Annotated in this window: 16 protein-coding genes and 1 tRNA gene; 13 read left to right on the top strand and 4 right to left on the bottom strand. The window is 58.4% G+C overall.

All coding sequences use genetic code 11. The annotated features are described in order from the left end of the window. Positions 1 to 231: 231 nt before the first annotated feature. Entirely contained in the window at positions 232 to 1,338 is a 1,107-nt protein-coding gene (locus RDL66_RS05070; RefSeq protein ID WP_308535658.1) for a DNA adenine methylase, read from the bottom strand. 103 nt (positions 1,339 to 1,441) lie between these two features. Next, positions 1,442 to 1,906, bottom strand: coding sequence for a tRNA (cytidine(34)-2'-O)-methyltransferase (locus RDL66_RS05065; RefSeq protein WP_299294174.1), 465 nt, complete (start codon positions 1,904 to 1,906; stop codon positions 1,442 to 1,444). A 71-nt stretch (positions 1,907 to 1,977) separates the two neighbouring features. Between RDL66_RS05065 and RDL66_RS05060 the strand changes: the two genes are divergently transcribed. The 7 genes from RDL66_RS05060 (at position 1,978) to RDL66_RS05030 (ending at position 8,581) form a co-directional block, all read left to right on the top strand. Then, complete coding sequence (locus tag RDL66_RS05060) at positions 1,978 to 4,965, top strand: DEAD/DEAH box helicase (protein WP_308535655.1); 2,988 nt, start codon at positions 1,978 to 1,980, stop codon at positions 4,963 to 4,965. A gap of 86 nt (positions 4,966 to 5,051) precedes the next feature. Further along, positions 5,052 to 5,414, top strand: coding sequence for a hypothetical protein (locus RDL66_RS05055; protein ID WP_297721240.1), 363 nt, complete (start codon positions 5,052 to 5,054; stop codon positions 5,412 to 5,414). A 130-nt stretch (positions 5,415 to 5,544) separates the two neighbouring features. After that, a tRNA-Leu gene (locus tag RDL66_RS05050) sits at positions 5,545 to 5,629 on the top strand. A 49-nt stretch (positions 5,630 to 5,678) separates the two neighbouring features. Continuing rightward, positions 5,679 to 6,386 carry a GNAT family protein gene (locus RDL66_RS05045; RefSeq protein WP_308535653.1) on the top strand — a complete coding sequence of 236 codons (708 nt, stop codon included), beginning with the start codon at positions 5,679 to 5,681 and terminating at the stop codon, positions 6,384 to 6,386. After that, positions 6,379 to 6,867, top strand: coding sequence for a nucleoside triphosphate pyrophosphohydrolase family protein (locus RDL66_RS05040; RefSeq protein ID WP_308535651.1), 489 nt, complete (start codon positions 6,379 to 6,381; stop codon positions 6,865 to 6,867). The genes RDL66_RS05045 and RDL66_RS05040 overlap by 8 nt, the downstream gene beginning before the upstream one ends. 126 nt (positions 6,868 to 6,993) lie before the next feature. Beyond that, a complete protein-coding gene (locus tag RDL66_RS05035) occupies positions 6,994 to 8,088 on the top strand; it encodes an FAD-dependent oxidoreductase (RefSeq protein ID WP_308535650.1) in 1,095 nt (364 codons plus the stop codon). Positions 8,089 to 8,245: 157 nt separating this feature from the next. After that, complete coding sequence (locus RDL66_RS05030) at positions 8,246 to 8,581, top strand: DNA primase (RefSeq protein ID WP_308535649.1); 336 nt, start codon at positions 8,246 to 8,248, stop codon at positions 8,579 to 8,581. Positions 8,582 to 8,640: 59 nt separating this feature from the next. Here RDL66_RS05030 and RDL66_RS05025 read toward each other — a convergent pair whose 3' ends face one another. Both RDL66_RS05025 and RDL66_RS05020 read right to left on the bottom strand, forming a co-directional pair. Next, positions 8,641 to 9,648, bottom strand: coding sequence for an aldo/keto reductase (locus tag RDL66_RS05025; RefSeq protein ID WP_308535647.1), 1,008 nt, complete (start codon positions 9,646 to 9,648; stop codon positions 8,641 to 8,643). A gap of 36 nt (positions 9,649 to 9,684) precedes the next feature. Next, positions 9,685 to 10,542 carry a PD-(D/E)XK nuclease family protein gene (locus RDL66_RS05020; RefSeq protein ID WP_308535645.1) on the bottom strand — a complete coding sequence of 286 codons (858 nt, stop codon included), beginning with the start codon at positions 10,540 to 10,542 and terminating at the stop codon, positions 9,685 to 9,687. A gap of 90 nt (positions 10,543 to 10,632) precedes the next feature. On the opposite strand from RDL66_RS05020, the gene RDL66_RS05015 reads away from it, so the two are divergent. Genes RDL66_RS05015 through RDL66_RS04990 form a run of 6 tightly spaced genes read left to right on the top strand, consistent with a single transcriptional unit; the run spans position 10,633 to position 18,168 of the window. Then, complete coding sequence (locus tag RDL66_RS05015; RefSeq protein ID WP_308535643.1) at positions 10,633 to 11,688, top strand: tRNA (adenine-N1)-methyltransferase; 1,056 nt, start codon at positions 10,633 to 10,635, stop codon at positions 11,686 to 11,688. Further along, entirely contained in the window at positions 11,681 to 13,264 is a 1,584-nt protein-coding gene (gene arc, locus RDL66_RS05010; protein ID WP_308535642.1) for a proteasome ATPase, read from the top strand. The genes RDL66_RS05015 and arc overlap by 8 nt, the downstream gene beginning before the upstream one ends. 12 nt (positions 13,265 to 13,276) lie before the next feature. Next, complete coding sequence (locus RDL66_RS05005) at positions 13,277 to 14,860, top strand: proteasome accessory factor PafA2 family protein (protein ID WP_308535640.1); 1,584 nt, start codon at positions 13,277 to 13,279, stop codon at positions 14,858 to 14,860. A gap of 45 nt (positions 14,861 to 14,905) precedes the next feature. Then, on the top strand, positions 14,906 to 15,103 hold the full coding sequence (locus RDL66_RS05000) for a ubiquitin-like protein Pup (RefSeq protein ID WP_308535638.1): 198 nt from the start codon (positions 14,906 to 14,908) through the stop codon (positions 15,101 to 15,103). Between the two features lie 3 nt (positions 15,104 to 15,106). After that, positions 15,107 to 16,510: a proteasome accessory factor PafA2 family protein gene (locus tag RDL66_RS04995; RefSeq protein WP_308535637.1), complete on the top strand. Its 1,404-nt coding sequence runs from the start codon at positions 15,107 to 15,109 to the stop codon at positions 16,508 to 16,510. After that, the gene (locus RDL66_RS04990; RefSeq protein ID WP_308535636.1) at positions 16,507 to 18,168 is read left to right on the top strand and encodes a hypothetical protein; all 1,662 of its coding nucleotides are present in this window, start codon (positions 16,507 to 16,509) and stop codon (positions 18,166 to 18,168) included. Before RDL66_RS04995 ends, RDL66_RS04990 begins: the two co-directional genes overlap by 4 nt.

Genomic DNA, 18,168 nt, shown 5'->3' with positions numbered 1-18,168 from the left:
CGCCCTTACAAGAAGAACGACCAGGCACATGTGGAATCTAAAAACAACCATGTAGTGCGTAAATACGGCTTCCACTACCGTTATGACACACCCGAAGAATTGAAAGCCCTACTCACCCAAGGCATCAAAACCTGCAGCGCCTAACCCCAACTTCGCGCTCAAAATGACATGAGGCACCACGCGCCCTGTCTCTCAAAAAGACGCAAAAGTAACAGAAAAATCCGGCCGGGGCTAGCCCACTTGGGCGAGCAGCCGCGATTCTGAGGGCACTTCCGGGGCGTCGGGGACGTAGAAAGCGGCGCGGATACGCGCGCCAACCTGTGCGGTGCACCCGACGAATAGGTATTCCAGATTCCGCAGGTGGGTGACTTTACCGACCTTGGTTCCCTCCGGGTTATAGATGCCGATTTGGGCACCCACGTAGCGTTTATAGTCAAAAGCCAGCGCTACGCAGTCCTCAAAACCAGCCGCCACCGCGTCAAACAGGGTGTCAAAATCAATCCAAGATTCATTGTTATAAGACAGCACCAGCGTGTCCGTGTCTACCTGTGCAATCAGGCTTTGCAAAGCCTGGGGCATTTCGCGTTTCCGGTTATACGCCGAATGCGTGGCGGAATCCCGGGCGTCCACCCGCTTTTGCGCCACGCCGTAAGCCTCGGGGCAATCCCAGCGGATCAGCGTCTCCCAAATGTGATAGTTCGTAAAGTAACGATGCTGGTTATAGGGCGGATCGAGGTAAACCAGGTCAAAACGTGGGGTCGCGGGGTCGGCGATGAGTGCGTTCGTGTCGCGTTGGTAGGTGGTGCCCGTACCCTCCAAAAGCTCGGGCATCCGCAGTTCCAGGTCATTGTACGCGCGCGGAGCCCACTGTTTCAGGTACGCCATCTGCAGTCCGGTCGTGGAATCTACCCGGTCTGCCGCCTCCATCAGCGAAGTCAGCAGGATAGGGTAGCGGGGGTCAGCGGCAAATTCTGTCTCAATTCGATTGCGGATAGCGTCAATGCGCGACCCGTTTTTTGGTTGGAAGAACCGAGACTTTTCACAAAACGTTTCCGTGAAGTAGCCCGGCTCGCCTGGGGTAGCTTCTAGATCGCACAAGAGAGCTCGTAGCTCGCGGTCGTTTATCTGACGTTTGTCGGTGGCGATATAGCAGTCCGCGAGTACCCTCGAATAACTGGCCACATCGTTGGCAGCGGTGGCAATACCGAGGGCCTTGAAAGCCTGGGCGACCCGGGTCGTTCCGGTAAACGCGTCAAGGGCGGTGCGTGCACCCGACAGGTCCGCAATCTGTGCCAACGCCGGCACCAAAGTGCGTTTTGAACCTAGGTACTTAATCACACGTGCTCCCTCTTTTCCTCGAGATTAACATGAGGAAACGGGAAAAACCGCGCAGGCACACGGAAAAACGGGAAATCGAGACTTGTGACCAGGAAAAATGAAACTACATACCGCCGGTGTAGCCGAGCTGACCCCAGGCGTAATACAGCCCAATCGCCGCTGAAATCGAGAGATTCAGGGAACGGCGCCCTTCCAGCATGGGGATCCGAACTCGACTGGTGACACGCGGGTCATCCATCACTTCAACCGGCAGACCGGTATCTTCGGGTCCAAACATGAGGCCGTCCCCATCCTGAAAGCGAATCTGGGGCAGCAGGATGTCAGTGTGGCCGGTAAAGGCATAAAGTTTTCCGGGCACGTGCGCTAAGCAGTCGTCCAAATTGGGGTGGCGTTCCAGGTGCGCCAGGTCGTGATAGTCCAGTCCCGCACGCTTCAACTTGGTGTCGTTATCCAGGTCAAACACGGTCGGTTCGACCACGTGCAGGGTAGCGCCGGTGCAGGCGGCCAGACGAATAGCGGCACCGGTGTTTCCGGCGATGCGAGGTTGAAAGAAAATCACGTGCAACATAACGTCCCTATTCTAGGGAGGTTTTTCGGTGCAACGGAAAATCCGCGGCGGAAACCTGTAAAATGGACAGAATGGCTTACGAAATGGATTGGCGCGCGGGGCTCGGCAGTTTGCTCAATGCTGGCGAGGTTGATGTTACGAACCAGCCTATGGCCATCCAGATAGAGGGAGAAACCTTAGTTCCCCTGCGTATCAACCCGGCCGGAGAGTGGTCAGAAAAGCGCGCCACTTGGCGTGACCTGACCTCGCGCTGGGCCTCGGTCACCAAGGGACTGAACGCGACCCAGCTCGCCGCGATGCGCCACCTTTTTGAACACAGTGCCCGGGCGCAGCTCGTGAAATTAAGCCACCTGGACCCCACCGGTCTGGACCTCCTGGAAAAGTGCATCACCAGCGGAGTCAGCGTGTTTGCTGACACTTCACGCACCACCGTGTTGCGTCCCGCGGAGCCCGGCCCCCAAACTGTATTGGTCATCACACAGCACGAGGACGGCTCGTTGACGGTGGCGGCCGGTGCCGAAGCTGCGGTGGCAGCCGGTGCCGAAACTGCGGTGGCTGGCGTGCCTTCAGAAGCGCCCGAAACGACCGAGGCGGTCTGCCGGTCTCTCGGGCCGCGACTGGAAGCCTTGCGCGGGCGTTTCGTGGCGTGCGCCGGCTTAAAAGCGGGAGTGAACGAGGAACTAAACACGCTGGCCGCAGTGCAAGCTCGATGGGAAATCCCGGCTACGCAAGCCAACGAATTTTGGGCCAACTATGCTAAACGCCTGGGGGAGTTGGGCGTGCTGTCTCACGAATCCATGAATCTGACCCAGGAACACGTTTTTGGTCCTCCCCAGTTGTGCGGATTGCTGCGACTGAACGAAATGAACCCGAAACTGGTCGAAATCCGCTGGACCGTGCGCCGTCGCTCGGCCAGCGCTGCAGTGGAAGTGGCCTTGGACCCCAACACCCCTGATCCGGAAATTCAGGCTGCTATGCAGGGCGTCGGCTCCCTGGGGGGATGGAATGAATCCGAAATTCAGACGTTCTTTACGAAAAAATTTCCCATTTTTGAGTTGGATCGGATTCGCGAGTTCATGAACACCATAAACGTCTCCGAACGCGCCGAAGTCAAAATTTCCCCAGAACTGCAACACATTCAGATTTTTTCTAACGGTCCGGTACTCGATTTGCGGATTGACCAGGCGCTTTCACCCGCTCAAGGGACGCCCCGGTCAGACGACACCGCCCCGGACTTCGAGGCAGATCTCGGTGAACTGCCCGAAGGCGAGCCGCGTGGCTGGGGGCTGCGTTACGGGCTGGACCTGGGGTTGCGCCTGGGGCAGGAAGACTTGGACACGAAAGAGTTTCTGGCGGCTCTGGGGCGAGTGGAGCGCTGGTGGCAAACTCCCGAAGGCAACTGGGTGGATTTGTATGCGGCGAAAAATCAACAGCTGAAACGCCTGATTCGCGAGTTCACCGATTTGGGACTCAACGATTTTTCCGGCAGCGCGGATTTTACAGTCGGAATTTCCAATTTCGGGCTGGTTTCAGCGCTGGATGCGCTGGCCGCGACGCGCCAGTTTTCCGGCGATTGGGAACATGCCGTCAACAGATTGGTTGATCCGCCCGAAGCTTCGACTCCCACGTTGGCACAAGGCACTTGGCGCGGCTATCAAGAGGACGGTTTTCGTTGGATGACGGCTCGGGCCGAGGCCGGTTTAGGCGGTATCTTGGCTGATGACATGGGCTTGGGCAAGACTATGCAGATGCTGGCGGTCATTGCCGGGCAAAAGCACCAGTTGGCGGATAGTCCCGCGGACTGTGCTGCGGTGTTCGTGGTGGTACCGGCCAGTTTGATTGGGACGTGGGAGGAGCAGGCCTCGCGGTGGTTCCCGAATTTGCGGGTGTACACCCAAAGGACGAGCGTGGGCAAAGCCGCTGCGGACTGTCAGCGGGTGGCTCGCGAGGTCCAACAGGCCGACCTGGTGCTGACTACCTATACGTTGACGCGGATGGACATAGATTTTTGGCAAACTCAGAGTTTTTCAGGTTTGGTTTTCGACGAAGCCCAGTTTGTGAAAAACCCTTCCACCGCCACCCATAAAGCTCTGGTGCGTCTGCGCGCGAAGTGGGCTTTTGCCCTGACCGGCACCCCCATCGAAAACACCGCTACTGACTTGTGGTCGATTATGTCTCTGACCGTTCCCACGGTGCTGCCCAGTCTGCCGGTATTCACGCGACGCTTCGCCGCCGAGACGCTCAGCGATCGCAGCGAGGCGGCCGCCGAGCTCTCCGATCGGGTGGCGCCGTTTTTGCTGCGCCGCACCAAAGACAGCGTCGCTCAGGAGCTGCCCGAAAAAATCGAACAGATTGTCTCTATCGATCTGGAGCCGGTGCAGCGCACCTGGTACGCCAAATATTTGACGGCGGCCCGAGCCCAGGCGGCGGACGCTAACTCTCCTCGGATCAACATCCTCACGGCGCTGACCCGCCTGCGTCAGCTCGCTTTGAGCGCTAAGCTCATCGACCATCACGCGCACGAGGACGGGGCGAAAGTCACGTATCTGTTGCAAACGTTGGAGGGGTTGCGCGACGATAGCAGCTCGAAGTCCCGGCAGCGCCACCAGGCGCTGGTGTTTTCCCAGTTCACTTCTTTCTTGGCGATACTGCGGGAAAAACTGGACGAGGCGGGGATTGATTACGCCTATCTGGACGGCACCAGTCGGGACCGCGACCGTCAGGTGGCACGGTTCCAAAACGGGGAAGTCGATGTATTCCTGATTTCGTTGAAGGCTGGTGGGTTTGGCTTGAACCTCACTGAGGCGGATTACGTGTTCCTCACCGACCCGTGGTGGAATCCGGCGGTGGAGGCTCAGGCTGTCGACCGGGCGCATCGGCTAGGGCAAAAAAGGTTCGTCAACGTCTATCGGCTGGTCGCTGCCGACACCATTGAACAGCGCGTCTTGGAGCTGCAAGAAAAGAAACGCGACCTCATCGGGGCGGTACTCTCCGGTCAAGAAAACCGCGAAGTTTCCGCGGGAATCACCCTTGACCAGCTGCGCAGCCTTTTGAGCTGAGGATTGGCCAGCAGCTCCGAGGGCGGTGCGGCGTAAATTTTCCCCAAATTCAGGCGCTGTCTAGGCGGGCGTGAAAGAATGAGACCGTGAACGATGACATTGTTGAAGGGCGTAATTATTTCAAACGCGCCGCCGTGCGGGCGAAGTCCCTGGTTCGCGGTGATCCGTTAGTGGGTTCGGGTCTAATCGTGATTGGGGTGTACTCGGGCAACGCTGAGGTCTCAGAAGTCATGCGGGGGTCGGCTAAAACGGTTCGTTTCATGCGACCTGACGGCACTCTCTCTGCCGAGGCGGCCACTGATCCGGCTCAGATAGGTATCAAGCTGGCCAGCGGTTACGTCCTGGTGAAAGCCAGCGCGACTGGCAAAGACGATGTGGATGAAAATGCCTTTTTCCTGACCCCGACCGCTTCTATGGTCGAGATTTGGCAGTTCGCCGAAGCTGATTGAGCTTCGTTTCGTTTGCGGGGCCGGCAATCCTCGGGTTTTGCGCCCAGTTTCGCCCCGGTCTGGTGTCGTTGCAGACTTCGTTTTGAGAATGTCGCCTAAACCCGCTAAATTTGATTTGCCTTTAGCACCAGCGAGGGTGGCGGAATGGTAGACGCGCAAGCTTGAGGTGCTTGTGACCAATTGCGGTCGTGAGGGTTCAAGTCCCTTTCCTCGCACAAGACCCGGAAAATCCGGGTCTTTGTCGTATTTCGTTCGGGAGGATTCATGGCTGAAACACCTTTCGTTCACGGAATCGCTAAATCTGTTTCCACCAGCGCCGTCGAGGGGGAAATCGGTGCACATCGGCCCTTTCCGGTGCATGGCACCAAACTGACCTTGGATGTGCCGCGGGCTGCGGACGCCCCTGAAGTTGCGGCCGCTTGCCAAGATCCTGAAATCCAGCGTTTTACGACGGTTCCGGTGCCTTTCGGCCCGGAACACGCGGACAATTTTATAAACGAACTTTGCCCCCGGTTATGGGACGAAGGGGGAGCCAGCTGGATTATCCGCGCTTTTGAATCCCAAACTCCCCACGTGGCGGGCACGATTTCTTTGCGGGTCGGCTTGGAAAAAACCACCAATGTTGGGTACTGGATAGCGCCCGAGTGGCGGGGGCGTGGGCTGATGCAAGAGTCCCTGCAACTGGCGGTTACCACCGCGTTCAACCTGTTGGGTTTCCAATGCGTGACCTTGGAAGCACACCCGGATAACCTGGCCTCTATCCGCGTCGCCTGGCGTTGTGGATTCCGTTTTGGCGGCATCTTGCGCGGCATTGGCTTGCACCATGGGCAGCGCGAAGACCGTGCCGTGGCGACGCTGTTGCCGGGGGACCCGCTGGAACCGGCGACCTCGTGGAACGACCTTATGAAACAGTTACAGCAAGGTAACCGGGGAAACGCCTCGGACCAGGAAAGAAGTACAAAAGATGAGTGAAACAACACTGCCAGCCCCCGACCCGCGCGATCCCGAAGCCCTGGTGCGGCAATTTCATCAGGTGTACGGTCTGCCGGTGGTGACTACCGGGCCAAACATTGAAAATGAGCGGATGCATATGCGCTTGTCGCTGATTTTGGAAGAAACTTCCGAGTTGGTGCGCGCGCTGTACGGTCAGAAAGCCTATGCGGCGCTGCGCGGGGTCATGGACGGAATCAGCGAGCTCGACGAGGGCGCTCGCGATACTGTCGAAGTCGCCGATGCTTTGGCGGATTTGACGTATGTCGTCTACGGCATGGCCCTGGAGGCGGGCATCAACCTGCCGGCAGTGTTGCAGGAAGTTCAGGCATCCAATATGTCGAAGCTGGGACCGGACGGGAAACCGATTTATCGCGAAGACGGCAAAGTTTTGAAAGGTGAGGGATTTTTCCCCCCGAATATCGCCCGAGCCTTGCAGGTCCCGCTGGCCGCGGAACTATAAACACGCCCACGTCTGGCGGGCAGAAATATCTGACGCGAAACCGGTGCACTAGCGGGCTATTAGGTTAGGATTAAGACGTTTTGTTTGAAAATTATCTATCCTAGGGCAGCCGAAGCGGGAGGCAGTGTGGTTCGAGTTACTGTAGTCGGCGGCGGATACGGGGGAATCACCGTGGCCGGCGGTTTGGACGATGTCGCCGAAGTGACTTTGGTGGAACAAAAAGACCAGTTCGTGCATCACGCGGCGGCTTTGCGCGCCGCGGTCGATGATATTTGGACCCACACCATTTTCATGCCCTATTCGCGCCTGTTAAAGCATGGCCGGGTCGTGCACGGGGAAGCGACCCGCGTCGAGGGAACCACCGTTCACCTGGCAAATCATGACCCTATTGAAGCGGACTACCTAGTTTTGGCCACCGGAACGACCTACCCTTATCCGGCGAAACACAATATCCCGACGGCCTCGTTGGCGAAACGCCGTCTGGAGGAAACCCGGAATAATTTGTCGCAAGCAAAGCGGGTTATGTTGGTCGGTGCGGGTACTGTCGCTATCGAATTCGCCGGCGAGCTGTTCACGAACTTCCCCGATATGGAAATTATTATGGTGGACCGTTCCCCGCATATTTTGGGGTCCAACGAATATGCCGAAGACCTGCGCAGCGTTTTGACCGCGGAGTTGCAGCAGGCCGGAGTGCAGTTGGTTTTGGGTGCTCCTTTGGCTTACCTGCCGCCGACCGATATTGGTGAGCTGGCGCCTTTCCACGTCGAGACCCAGGCCGGAGTAGGAATAGACGCGGATATGTGGTTCCTGTGCTACGGCGCCCAAACGGCTTCGGGCTATCTGCGGGCGAACTACGGTGATTCCCTCAACAGTGAGGGACAGGTCACGGTGGATGAGTACCTGCGGGTCAAGGGCCAGAATCACGTTTACGCAGTTGGTGACATTACCGATGTTCACGAGTCTAAACGGGCTGACGCCGCCCGGGCGCACGCGCGGGTAGTCGTGGCAAATATCAAAGCGGAAATCGCCGGGCAACCTCCTTCCACCACCTATACCCCCGGCAAGATGTGGATTGTCCTCCCTCTTGGTGTCGAGGGGGGAGCGTCCCAGTTGAACGGTCCCAACGGAGAATCACAAATCGTGGGTCCCGATGAAACTTCGGAAATCAAAGGCACTGACCTGATGGTGACCATGGTCAGAGGTCAGCTGCACCTGCCTTAGTTTGTTTTGGTTCCCCCAACCGAGTCGGATGCTGCTGGCGGGTTCGCACCAGGGCGATTCAGAAGTGTTGTCGGTTAGCTCGCGTTGATGGGGTGAGCTTGCTGGTTTCGTGAAAATTCCCCTGCAAGCTTGGGTCATGCCGATTAGAATTGAGCTTATGAAAGATCCTCGTACGGAGTTAGATAATTTGATTGCCGCATTGCAGCGGCATCTGGAAGTGGCGTCTGCGGCGGACAGTGATTTGGACGATTCGCCGGTTCTGAGCGACGCCGAAGAAAAACTTCGCGACGCTTTCTTTACCTATGACGATGCGCTGTTTACCGCCACCGGGGTTGAACTGCCTTTCGACATACTGGAAGACGACGACGAGGACTACGGCGATGATGACGACGACGAAGACCTCATCGATGACCTCGACGATGATGACGATGACGACGATTATCTCGACGAAGGCGATTTAGAGAACTTCGACCTGCACGACGAGGACGACTAATTTCGTCTGTCCCGGCGTCACTTCTGATGGGTCACGCCGTGGGAGTCGAGCACAAACCCTTATGCCACCGGCAATCGCGGGTCGGAAACCTCATCTAAGGCCGTCATGACTTGACGCGGCACTTTCGTGCCTAACGCCCCCAAGATTTGGTGGAACTGTTCGGCACTGCGCGCCCCCACGATAGCGCTGGACACACCGGGCTTTTGCAGAGCCCAGGCAAGCGAAACCGCCAGCGGGGAAACTTCCAGACCCTGAGCCGCGGTCGCCACCGATTCCACAATGCTGCGGTAACGTCCTTGCAGGTAGGGCTGCACAAAACCCTGCAGGTGAAGGGAGGCGGCACGGGAATCCGGCGGCACCGAGTTGCGATATTTCCCGGTCAAAACCCCGCGTCCCAGCGCCGACCACCCCAAAAATCCGAATCCGAGCGATTGGGCGGCGGGCAAAACTTCGGCTTCAGCCTGCCGGTTTAACAGGGAGTACTCATTTTCTACCGCCGCCAAACCCGGCACGTTGACGGTGCCTTCCCGCAGGCGCGCCGCCGCGTAAGCACACTGCCAGCCCGCATGATTAGACAACCCTACGAACCGTGCTTTTCCAGTCGACCACGCCGACCACAACGCGCCCAGCACCAGGTCAAAGTCCGTGTGCGGATCGGGGACCTGAATCAGCCACAAGTCCACGTAATCGGTGCCCAGGTTCGCCAAGGTGCGGTCCAAGCTGCTCAACAGATTATGGCGCGAGGCATCCACAAAAGATTCATCGTGACGCCGCGAAACCCCCGCTTTTGAGACGATAACCAAATCCTCACGGGTCACAGCGGACAAGGCCGCGTTGGCGGCATCCATTGCGGATGAACTGGAGTGCCCCAACAGGCGACCCAGCACCTGTTCAGCCTGGCCGTCTCCGTAAGTCGGGGACGTATCGACCAAGTTCCCTCCGGCCTCGACAAAAGCCTCCAGTTGAGCGGCCGCTTCGGATTCTAAAGTGTCCCGACCCCAAGTCAGGGTTCCCAGTCCCAAGGCTGAAACCCGCATCCCGGTATTTCCCAGACGACGCATTTCCATGGTTTCCAGCCTAACCGAGGAAGTGCCCGGAACTACCTAGCCCGCGGCGGCAGGACCGATTTCCGAAATTTTTTCCAGCATCGCCGGGTCAACGTTGGGTGGCGTGCCGCCAAAAGCGGGACACAGGTTTTGAAAGTAGCACCAGTCGCAGAGTCGGGATTGCCGGGTTTCAAAACGTTGCGCCTGCAGGTGAGCGGCTATGTCAAGCCACAAGTCGTTGAGTTCAGTTTCGAATTCGCTCACGTCGGTGTCGGTGGGGTCAAAGGTTAAGACCTGGGGGCTGCCTCCCAAAAACAGCAGCTGGGTACGTTTGGGAGTGACCTGATACTGTTCCCGATACAGCAGGGCATACATCCGCATCTGAAAGACATATTCCCCGGTAAAGCGCATATCGGGAGCCTTGCCGGTCTTGTAATCAATGATGCGCACGTCCCCGTTGTCCGCGCGCTCCACCCGGTCAATGAAACCGCGCAGCCTTAAACCGCTGGATAATACCGTTTCCACCCCCAGCTCCCGACCGCTGGGGTGCAGCCGACGCGGATCTTCGAGGGAAAAATAGGCATCAATAAGCTGTCGGGCCGCGGCTTTCAATTCCTCCTCGGATGTCTGGGCCAGTATTTCGGACAGTTTGTAGGCTCCGTCCGTGACTTTTTCCCAAGCGCTGTCCACGGTTTCGCGTACCGTGGGGGCTTGGCGGTCGGCGGGCGGCAAATCGAACATGTCCTCCAGTACCTTATGCACCAAACTACCGCGCAGGGCGGCGGGACTTTGTGGCTCTGGAAGTCTATCGACATATTTGAAACGCCACTTCAGAGGGCATTGTTGAAACTGTTTCGCCGAAGATGCCGAGAGCGCCGGGGGACGAGAGGCCTGGGTAGGAACTGACTCACTCATGCTTTCAGGCTAATAGTCTGGCCGTCAAAAATCCTCCCGTTTACGAACCGATTGTGACTAGGTGAAAAACCATAGGTTAAGATAAGGTCTATGGCTCAATCTCAAGAAAAACCATGCGTCCCCGGCGGTCCAGCGCGTCGCCGCGGCCCTTTTCGCAGTGGAGAGTGGGTTCAGCTGACCGATGAAAAAGGCCGGGTGCATACGACCCTGCTGCGTGAAGACGGCTATTTCCAGTGCCATCAAGGAGCCCTGCATCACCGGACAATCATCGGGAAACCGGAGGGCACAATTGTTCCCGCGGAGCGCGGCGAACACCGGTTTACCGCCCTGCGTCCCCTGCTGGTTGATTATCATTTGTCCATGCCGCGCGGGGCGCAAATCCTCTATCCGAAAGATGCCGCGCAAATTGTGATGGAAGGCGATATTTTCCCCGGCGCGAATGTGGTGGAAGCCGGGGCTGGCAGCGGCGCGATGACCATGAGCCTGCTGGGAGCCGTGGGGTCATCAGGGCACGTCACCAGTTTCGAGGTGCGTCCAGATTTTGCTGAGGTAGCGCGGTGCAACGTGGAAATGTGGTTCAGCGGGGATGTGAGCAACTGGGAGTTGCGCCTGGCCGATCTCAGTGAGGGACTGCGCGAGGGCGTGGCGGATCAGACGGTGGACCGCGTGGTGTTGGATATGTTGAAACCGTGGGAGCACCTGGAGCAGGTTCATCGGGTGCTGGTGCCCGGTGGGGTGCTGACCTGCTATCTCACTACCATTACGCAGCTGGCGCGGATGGTGCAAGACTTACGAAACTTCGGCGGATTCACGTCCTTACGCTCTTGGGAGTCCTTGGTTCGGCCCTGGCACGTAGACGGTTTGGCAGTACGACCCGATCACCGCATGATTGCCCACACCGGATTCATATTTACGGCACGTCGCCTGGCTGATGGGGAAACTTCCATTCGGCACGGCGAAGAGGCAGTTGGTCAGTTCGATCCTCGCGATGCCCTGTGGGAAAACGAGGACCTTGACTACGAGGCTTCGCGGCCGATTTCGGACCAAAAATTGCGCCGCGTCATCAGGGACGTCACGGAAAAAGCTGCCTACCAGCGGGAACAGACGGCTCGCCGCACCGTGCTTGAGGAGGAAAACGATGAATGATTCCGACACGAATATCGAAGAGCTGAAACGTGAGGTCATCTCCGTAGGTGAACACAATGCTCGCCTGAAAACCGCTTTGCGTGAATCAAAAACGCAACTCGAGTCCCTGCGTTCCCAACTGCGACAAATCGGCCAACCGCCCTTGTCACGAGCAATTTTTGAAGGCTTTTCCACCGACACTGTCCCCGGTACGGACGCGAGCCAGCCCTCCCGGCTGGCCGAAGTGGCTTGGGATGGCAAACACGTCCGCTTGGCGGTGCAGGAGTTTGCGGGGGTGGATCAGCTGCAGCCGGGGGATGCCGTGTGGATAGACGCCACCCCGGTGGTGGTGGGTAGTGCGACCAGGCCCCCGTCCGGCAGCGTGGCGGTTATTCGCGACCTAAAGATGGACCGGGCGGTCGTGCGGCTGTCCAGCGGCACCGAAGTCGTGGTACGACTGCGCGCCGGATTCGCCAAAACCCTGAAAGTTGGCGACACCCTGCTGATGGATCCGCGGTCCGGTTGGGGCTTGGAATTGCTGGAAAGCGCCGGCGTGGAACAGGCTCTGCAACCCGAAGTGCCGGGGGTCACCTATGACGATATTGGGGGACTGGACACGGAAATCGCCCATATCCGCGCTGCCGTGGAAATGCCCTACACCCATCGCGACCTGTTCGCCTCTTACGGCCTGAGCGCACCGAAAGGTGTCTTGCTGTACGGGCCTCCCGGCTGCGGAAAAACTATGCTGGCCAAGGCCGTGGCCACGTCTTTGGCGGTGCAATACGATCAGCCCAGTGTGTTCCTCTCCGTGAAAGGTCCCGAACTGCTCAGCAAGTTCGTGGGTGAAACCGAACGGCAGATTCGCGCCATTTTTGACCGCGCCCGGGAGTTGGCGGCGGGTACTCACCCCGTGGTGGTGTTCTTTGACGAGATGGAAGCCCTGTTCCGCACCCGCGGTTCCGGCATTTCCTCCGATGTGGAAAATATGCTGGTACCACAGTTATTAACCGAGATGGATGGCTTGGACGAACTGCGCGATGTCATTGTCATCGGTGCGTCTAACCGGGAGGACATGATTGATCCGGCGCTGCTGCGCCCCGGTCGTTTTGACGTCAAAATTCGCGTGGGGCGTCCCGATGTGTCGGCGGCGCGCAGCATTTTGTCACACCATCTCAGTCCGGCGACTCCTTTCGATGAGGCGCAGATGAACGCGGCCGGGGGAGCGACAATTTTTGCCGTAAACCTGGTGGAAGCAGCGGTCAATCGCCTGTTTGTCCAAGAACCAGCCACGTATCTGTGTACCCTGCGCTACGTAGAGGTGGGTGGCAAAGAGCAAGAGCGCAAAGTGTTCTTTAACGACATGATTTCCGGGGCGCTACTGGTGTCCATCGCGAACCAAGCCAAGAATCTGGCCATCGGCCGCGAACTGAACGGCGAGGGCCGCGGGGTGCGTCTGGAGGACCTCAACGCCGCGCTTACGGACACTATCGCGCAGACCGCGGCGCTCACGGCGTTGCTGCCCCCGGAGGCTCTGGCGCGAGATTTGGGAATCAACTGTGTCGCCAGTGGGGTAGTCCGCGACCCGTCATATTCATAGTCAGGGGTCGGGATGATGACAAATCAGCGTGTGGTAGGAATCGAGACCGAGTACGGCGTAGCGCTTGACCCGGATACGGAAGTTGGCGCAATTCCCAATCTTCGGCACACTCCCGAGGGCTTGTCAGTAGTCACGGCGCAGGCCGTGCGTTCTTGGCAGGCCAGTTTGCGTCCTGACGGGCGGGCCATTGGCTGGGACTGGGAGGGGGAAGACCCCTTGAACGACCTGCGCGGTACTCGGTTGGAGCGCGCCAGCGCAGACCCGACCATGCTGACCGACGATCCCCACCGTTTTGCCCCGGCCTCCTCTGGGGCACACAGCGCCGAGGACGACACGTTTTCGGCGCAGGAGCTGGTGGGCCAATCCTCTCCCATGCTCACAAATGTGGTGATGACGAATGGGGGACGGTTCTACGTGGACCACGCCCATCCGGAATACTCCACCCCCGAAGTTTTGACCGCTCGCGATGCGGTGGTGTGGGACGTAGCTGGGGAGCACGTAGCCAGACGTGCCATGAAGGTCGCCGCCAGCTACGGTTCGCCGATTGCGCTGTACAAGAACAATACCGATTCCAAAGGGCTGGCCTACGGCTCGCACGAGAACTATCTGTTGGCGCGCGAGGTACCGTTTGCGCTGTTGCGCGACTGCCTGGTGCCGTTTTTGGTGACGCGCCCGGTTATCTGCGGTGCCGGCCGGGTCGGCATCGGAAAAAACAGCGAAACTTGCGGATTTCAAATGTCGCAGCGTGCGGATTTTGTGGGGGATTTGGTTGGTTTGCAAACCACTTTCAACCGTCCCATCGTCAATACTCGTGATGAATCTCACGCCGGTTCAAAGTGGCGCCGCCTGCACGTCATCAACGGTGACGCCAACCGGTTCCCTGGCTCTATCCTGGCTAAAGTTGCTTCGAGCCGGGCGTGGCTGGCGGCTTTGGAAGCGGCGTGGAAGACCGCTCACAGCGCTCCACCGATAGAGGGCTTGTTCCTGGATTGTGATCCGGTGGAGGCCGGGTGGCAGGTCTCCCACGACATTGACTTTGTTACGACACTGCGGTGTGCCGATGGGAGAGAGCGCAGCGCTTTGGAGTGGCAGTGGGCCGCGGCGAACACGGTAGCGGATTTCTTGCATTCCCAAGACCGGGACGTTTTGCTGGCGGACGCGCTTACTGACGCTTTGACCTGGGTAGATACTGTGCGCATGCTGCGCGAAGATCCTGTAGCGGCGTCGCGGCGCGTCGAATGGGTAGCGAAACGCACGATTTTCCAAGCCTTGAGCGAGCGGATTCCCGGCGGTTGGTCCAGCGCTAAGCTTGCGGCATTGGACATTCAATGGGCAGATTTGCGTCCCGGCTTGTCCCCGGTCGATAAGTTGCGAGCCAAAGGTCACGTTGAGGACGTCGCGCCCGCCACCGAAATCATTATGGCGGCCACCCAGCCTCCTACCGGCACCCGCGCGAAAGTGCGCGGGAACGCAGTAGCCCACCGAAAAGACCTGGTCGCGGCCAGTTGGACATCTTTGGTGGTCCGTGCCGGGTGGGATCGACTACAGCGGATTGAGTTGCGCGATCCGTTCTCTAATGAGGCGTTAACTTCGTGATTGCGCAAATAACGCATACCCTAGGGTTTTAGACGAAGTGGCACAATGGAGACTGTTATGAAACAAGACCAGACAAACTATCCGGCTTTGCCCGAAGGACCTGAACCGGGCGCTATACCGGCCGGACAAGGGCAAATTCAAGAACCGGCCGGACTGGACGACCTGCTCGACGAAATCGAGGACCTGGTTGCCGAAGACGCCGGGACTTTCGTGCAAGGGTTCGTGCAAAAGGGCGGGGAGTGAATCTTGGCGCGAAATCCTCACCTGGACCAATTGCCGCGCCGCATTTTCGGTATCGAAACGGAATACGGTATTTTAGCCGCCGCGGTGTCGGGCGGTGCCCCGGTGACGGACGCGGACATGGCCGGACGAGTGTTGTTCCATGACGTGTTAGCTCGCAGCCAAAGCACCTCGGCGTTTCTCCCCAACGGGGCGCGGCTCTATCTCGATGTCGGGTCCCATCCCGAATACGCTACTGCGGAATGCCTGAACTTGGACGATGTGTTGAACCAGGATCGGGCGGGGGTGGAAATCCTGGCGGAAATGGCAGGTGGCGCCAGCGAGCGCCTGAGCGCCCAAACTGGTACAAAAACCCAGGTACACCTGTTTAAGAACAACTTGGACGCGGCGGGTCACTCGTGTGGCTGCCACGAAAACTATCTGCTCTACCGGGACGGGAAGTTTCGTTCCCTAGTCGATTCCCTCGTCTCGTTCCTGGTGACGCGGCAAGTCATTACCGGGGCCGGCGCCCTGCTGCGGATCCAGGGTGAAACCCGTTTTTGCTTTTCGCAGCGGGCTTTCCAGATAGACGACGCCGTGTCTGGGGCCACCACCTCCACCCGACCTTTGGTCAACACTCGTGACGAACCCCACGCGGACGCGAAACGGTATCGTCGTTTGCACGTCATTGTTGGCGATTCCAACGTTTTGGAGCCTCCGACACGTTTCAAAATTGCGACGATGAACCTGTTGCTGGCCGCTTTGGAGTCCGGGGTGGATTTCTCCGACCTATCTCTGGTTTCGCCCATTGTCGCGTTACGCGACATTACTGACGATGTCACAAGTTTTGGGGGGCAAGCCCGGGTGGAGCTGGCAGACGGTCGGCGCTACAGTGCCTTGGAGGTGCAAGAGGCTTTTCGCGACCGCTTGTCAGCACTGTTTTCCGGAGCCGAGCTGGGTGCGGATTACCGCGAGGTCTTGTCCCAATGGGGGCAATGGCTGGAGGCTCTGCGGAACCAAGATTTACAGGTTTTGACTGGCCAACTGGATTGGGCGACAAAACTGTCTTTACTCAATAGTCTGCGTCAGCGCCATGATTTGGCGTTATCAGACCCGAAGGTAGCCCGTATAGATTTGGCTTACCACGACATCACCCCCGGAGGGCTTCGCTTGGATGAACGCAGCCTGGCAACACGGCTGACCTGTCCGAAAGAGGTCGAGGCTGCGAAAACTGTGCCTCCGCAAAATACTCGCGCCAAAGTGCGCGGCGCGTTGATTGCCGCGGCGCGGGAACACCGGGCGGATTTGCAAGCTGACTGGACCCATTTACGTCTGCCGGAATCGGGATTGGGAACCGTGACACTCAGCGACCCCTTCGCGATAGCCAGCGCGGAAGTCGATATGCTTATGAAAAGTATGGAGGCAGTTTGAGCGAAGAAACCCCTCGGCGCTCCTCGCACCGGGCCGCGGGTCCGGTTGATGGAGGAACTTACGTTAGGCGTGAGGTCGACCCGAACCTTTCGCCGCGTCGGCGTGCCAAAATGCTGGCGCAAGCTGCCGAGCAACAATCCGCCCCGACCACCCCGCCGATTACGGATGGTGCCAAAGACCTGCTGACCTCTTGGCTGAAAGCTAACGGTTTTGAGGATTTGGAGGCTTTCCAGGAAATGACCCGGAGAGCCGAATCGCAACTTCGCCCAACTCCGCCGTCCGGCACCACCCCCTCCCTCACGCGTTCTGCGGAACCACCCAAGAACGCTTCTGATGCCGCAACGAATCTTGCGGCGCCCTCGTCACTACCGGTAAAGCCAGCCGTCTTGCCGCCCCGAGCCACTCGTTCGGGGATGCGCCTCACTACGAAAACTTCCGCCCCGGTTCCTCGCCAACTGAATCTTCCCTCGCGTCCAGCGCCTGGAGTGCCTAATGTTGCATCGCCTCACACGTTCCCGGCGGCGCCAGCAGCCTCGTCTATAGATACCGCTGACGCCCCAGCTCAGGTGTCTGCGCCACCACAAGCGCCGGTACCAGACTCGGTCTTGAATCTTCCTCCCGAAATGGTGTCCACGGTCAGTTTACGGCGTGAAGATGTACAAAAACTCGCTGTAACGGAACCGAAGAAGCCGAAAACTCACAGTCCCCGCCGGGCGGCAAAACTCCGTCTCGCCGCATCTTTACCCCGAAGGCCGAAACCGCTGGCGAAAACGAAAGTTGTGCCCGTTGCCCTGACCTTGGGGATTTTGCTGGCACTGAGCGTGGCTCTGGTGCTGTTGATTATGTGGTATCGCAGTGCCGTGGCGGTCAGTGACCCTGCGAAATCAAAAATTGAAGTCTTGGGAGCGCTTGGCGCCCAACCTGTGCTGACCCTGTCCGAACCCATCCCTCTGGAAAAAAGTTCCACCGAACGTCTGATCAAAGGCGACGGACAAAAGATTCAGGACGGCTCCATCGTCGCGCTGCGAGTCACAGTTTTTTCAGGAATGACGGGTAAGCTGCAATCCACCTCTGGCGATGAATCCGTGCTGGTCGGACCGCTTTCGGCCAAGGTTTTCGGTACGGAACTGTATAACGCGGTGCGGGGTGCCACCGAGGGCTCGCGCTATCTATTGAAACAGCCTGTCGAGCAACAGGGTACTTCCACCATGGAAATCGGGGTTATAGATATCATTCCCACCACCCTAAACGCTCAGATGGAGGCATTGCCCCCCGATGCTGGGCTGACCGTGAGTGAAGACCAGGGCCAGGTTTGCCTCGCTATCGTCTCGGATTTTAGCGGTGATTTTCGTTCCTACCCCTTGATTACCGGCACCGGGGCGACGGTTGCTCCCGGTCAGACCGTACTGGTGAAATATCAGGAGTTTTCCTACTCAAATCCGCCCGCGGTGCTGAAAGACCACTGGTCTGAGCCGGTGAAGCTAAAACTGGACGATAAAGTGCAGCAGGGGGTGGCGCGCGGCATTGTGGACCGCAAGATTGGTTCGCGGATGTTGCTGGAAGTGCCGCCCGCCGAAGGTTCCGGCAATCAGGCAACTATCCTGGTGGTAGACATTTTGGCGGCTTGGGATAATCCAAAAATGACGAAAGAATCTTGA

Origin of the sequence: uncultured Mobiluncus sp. (assembly GCF_902488535.1) — a bacterium.
Lineage (GTDB): Bacteria > Actinomycetota > Actinomycetes > Actinomycetales > Actinomycetaceae > Mobiluncus.
This window is presented reverse-complemented; position numbering and strand designations above follow the sequence as displayed.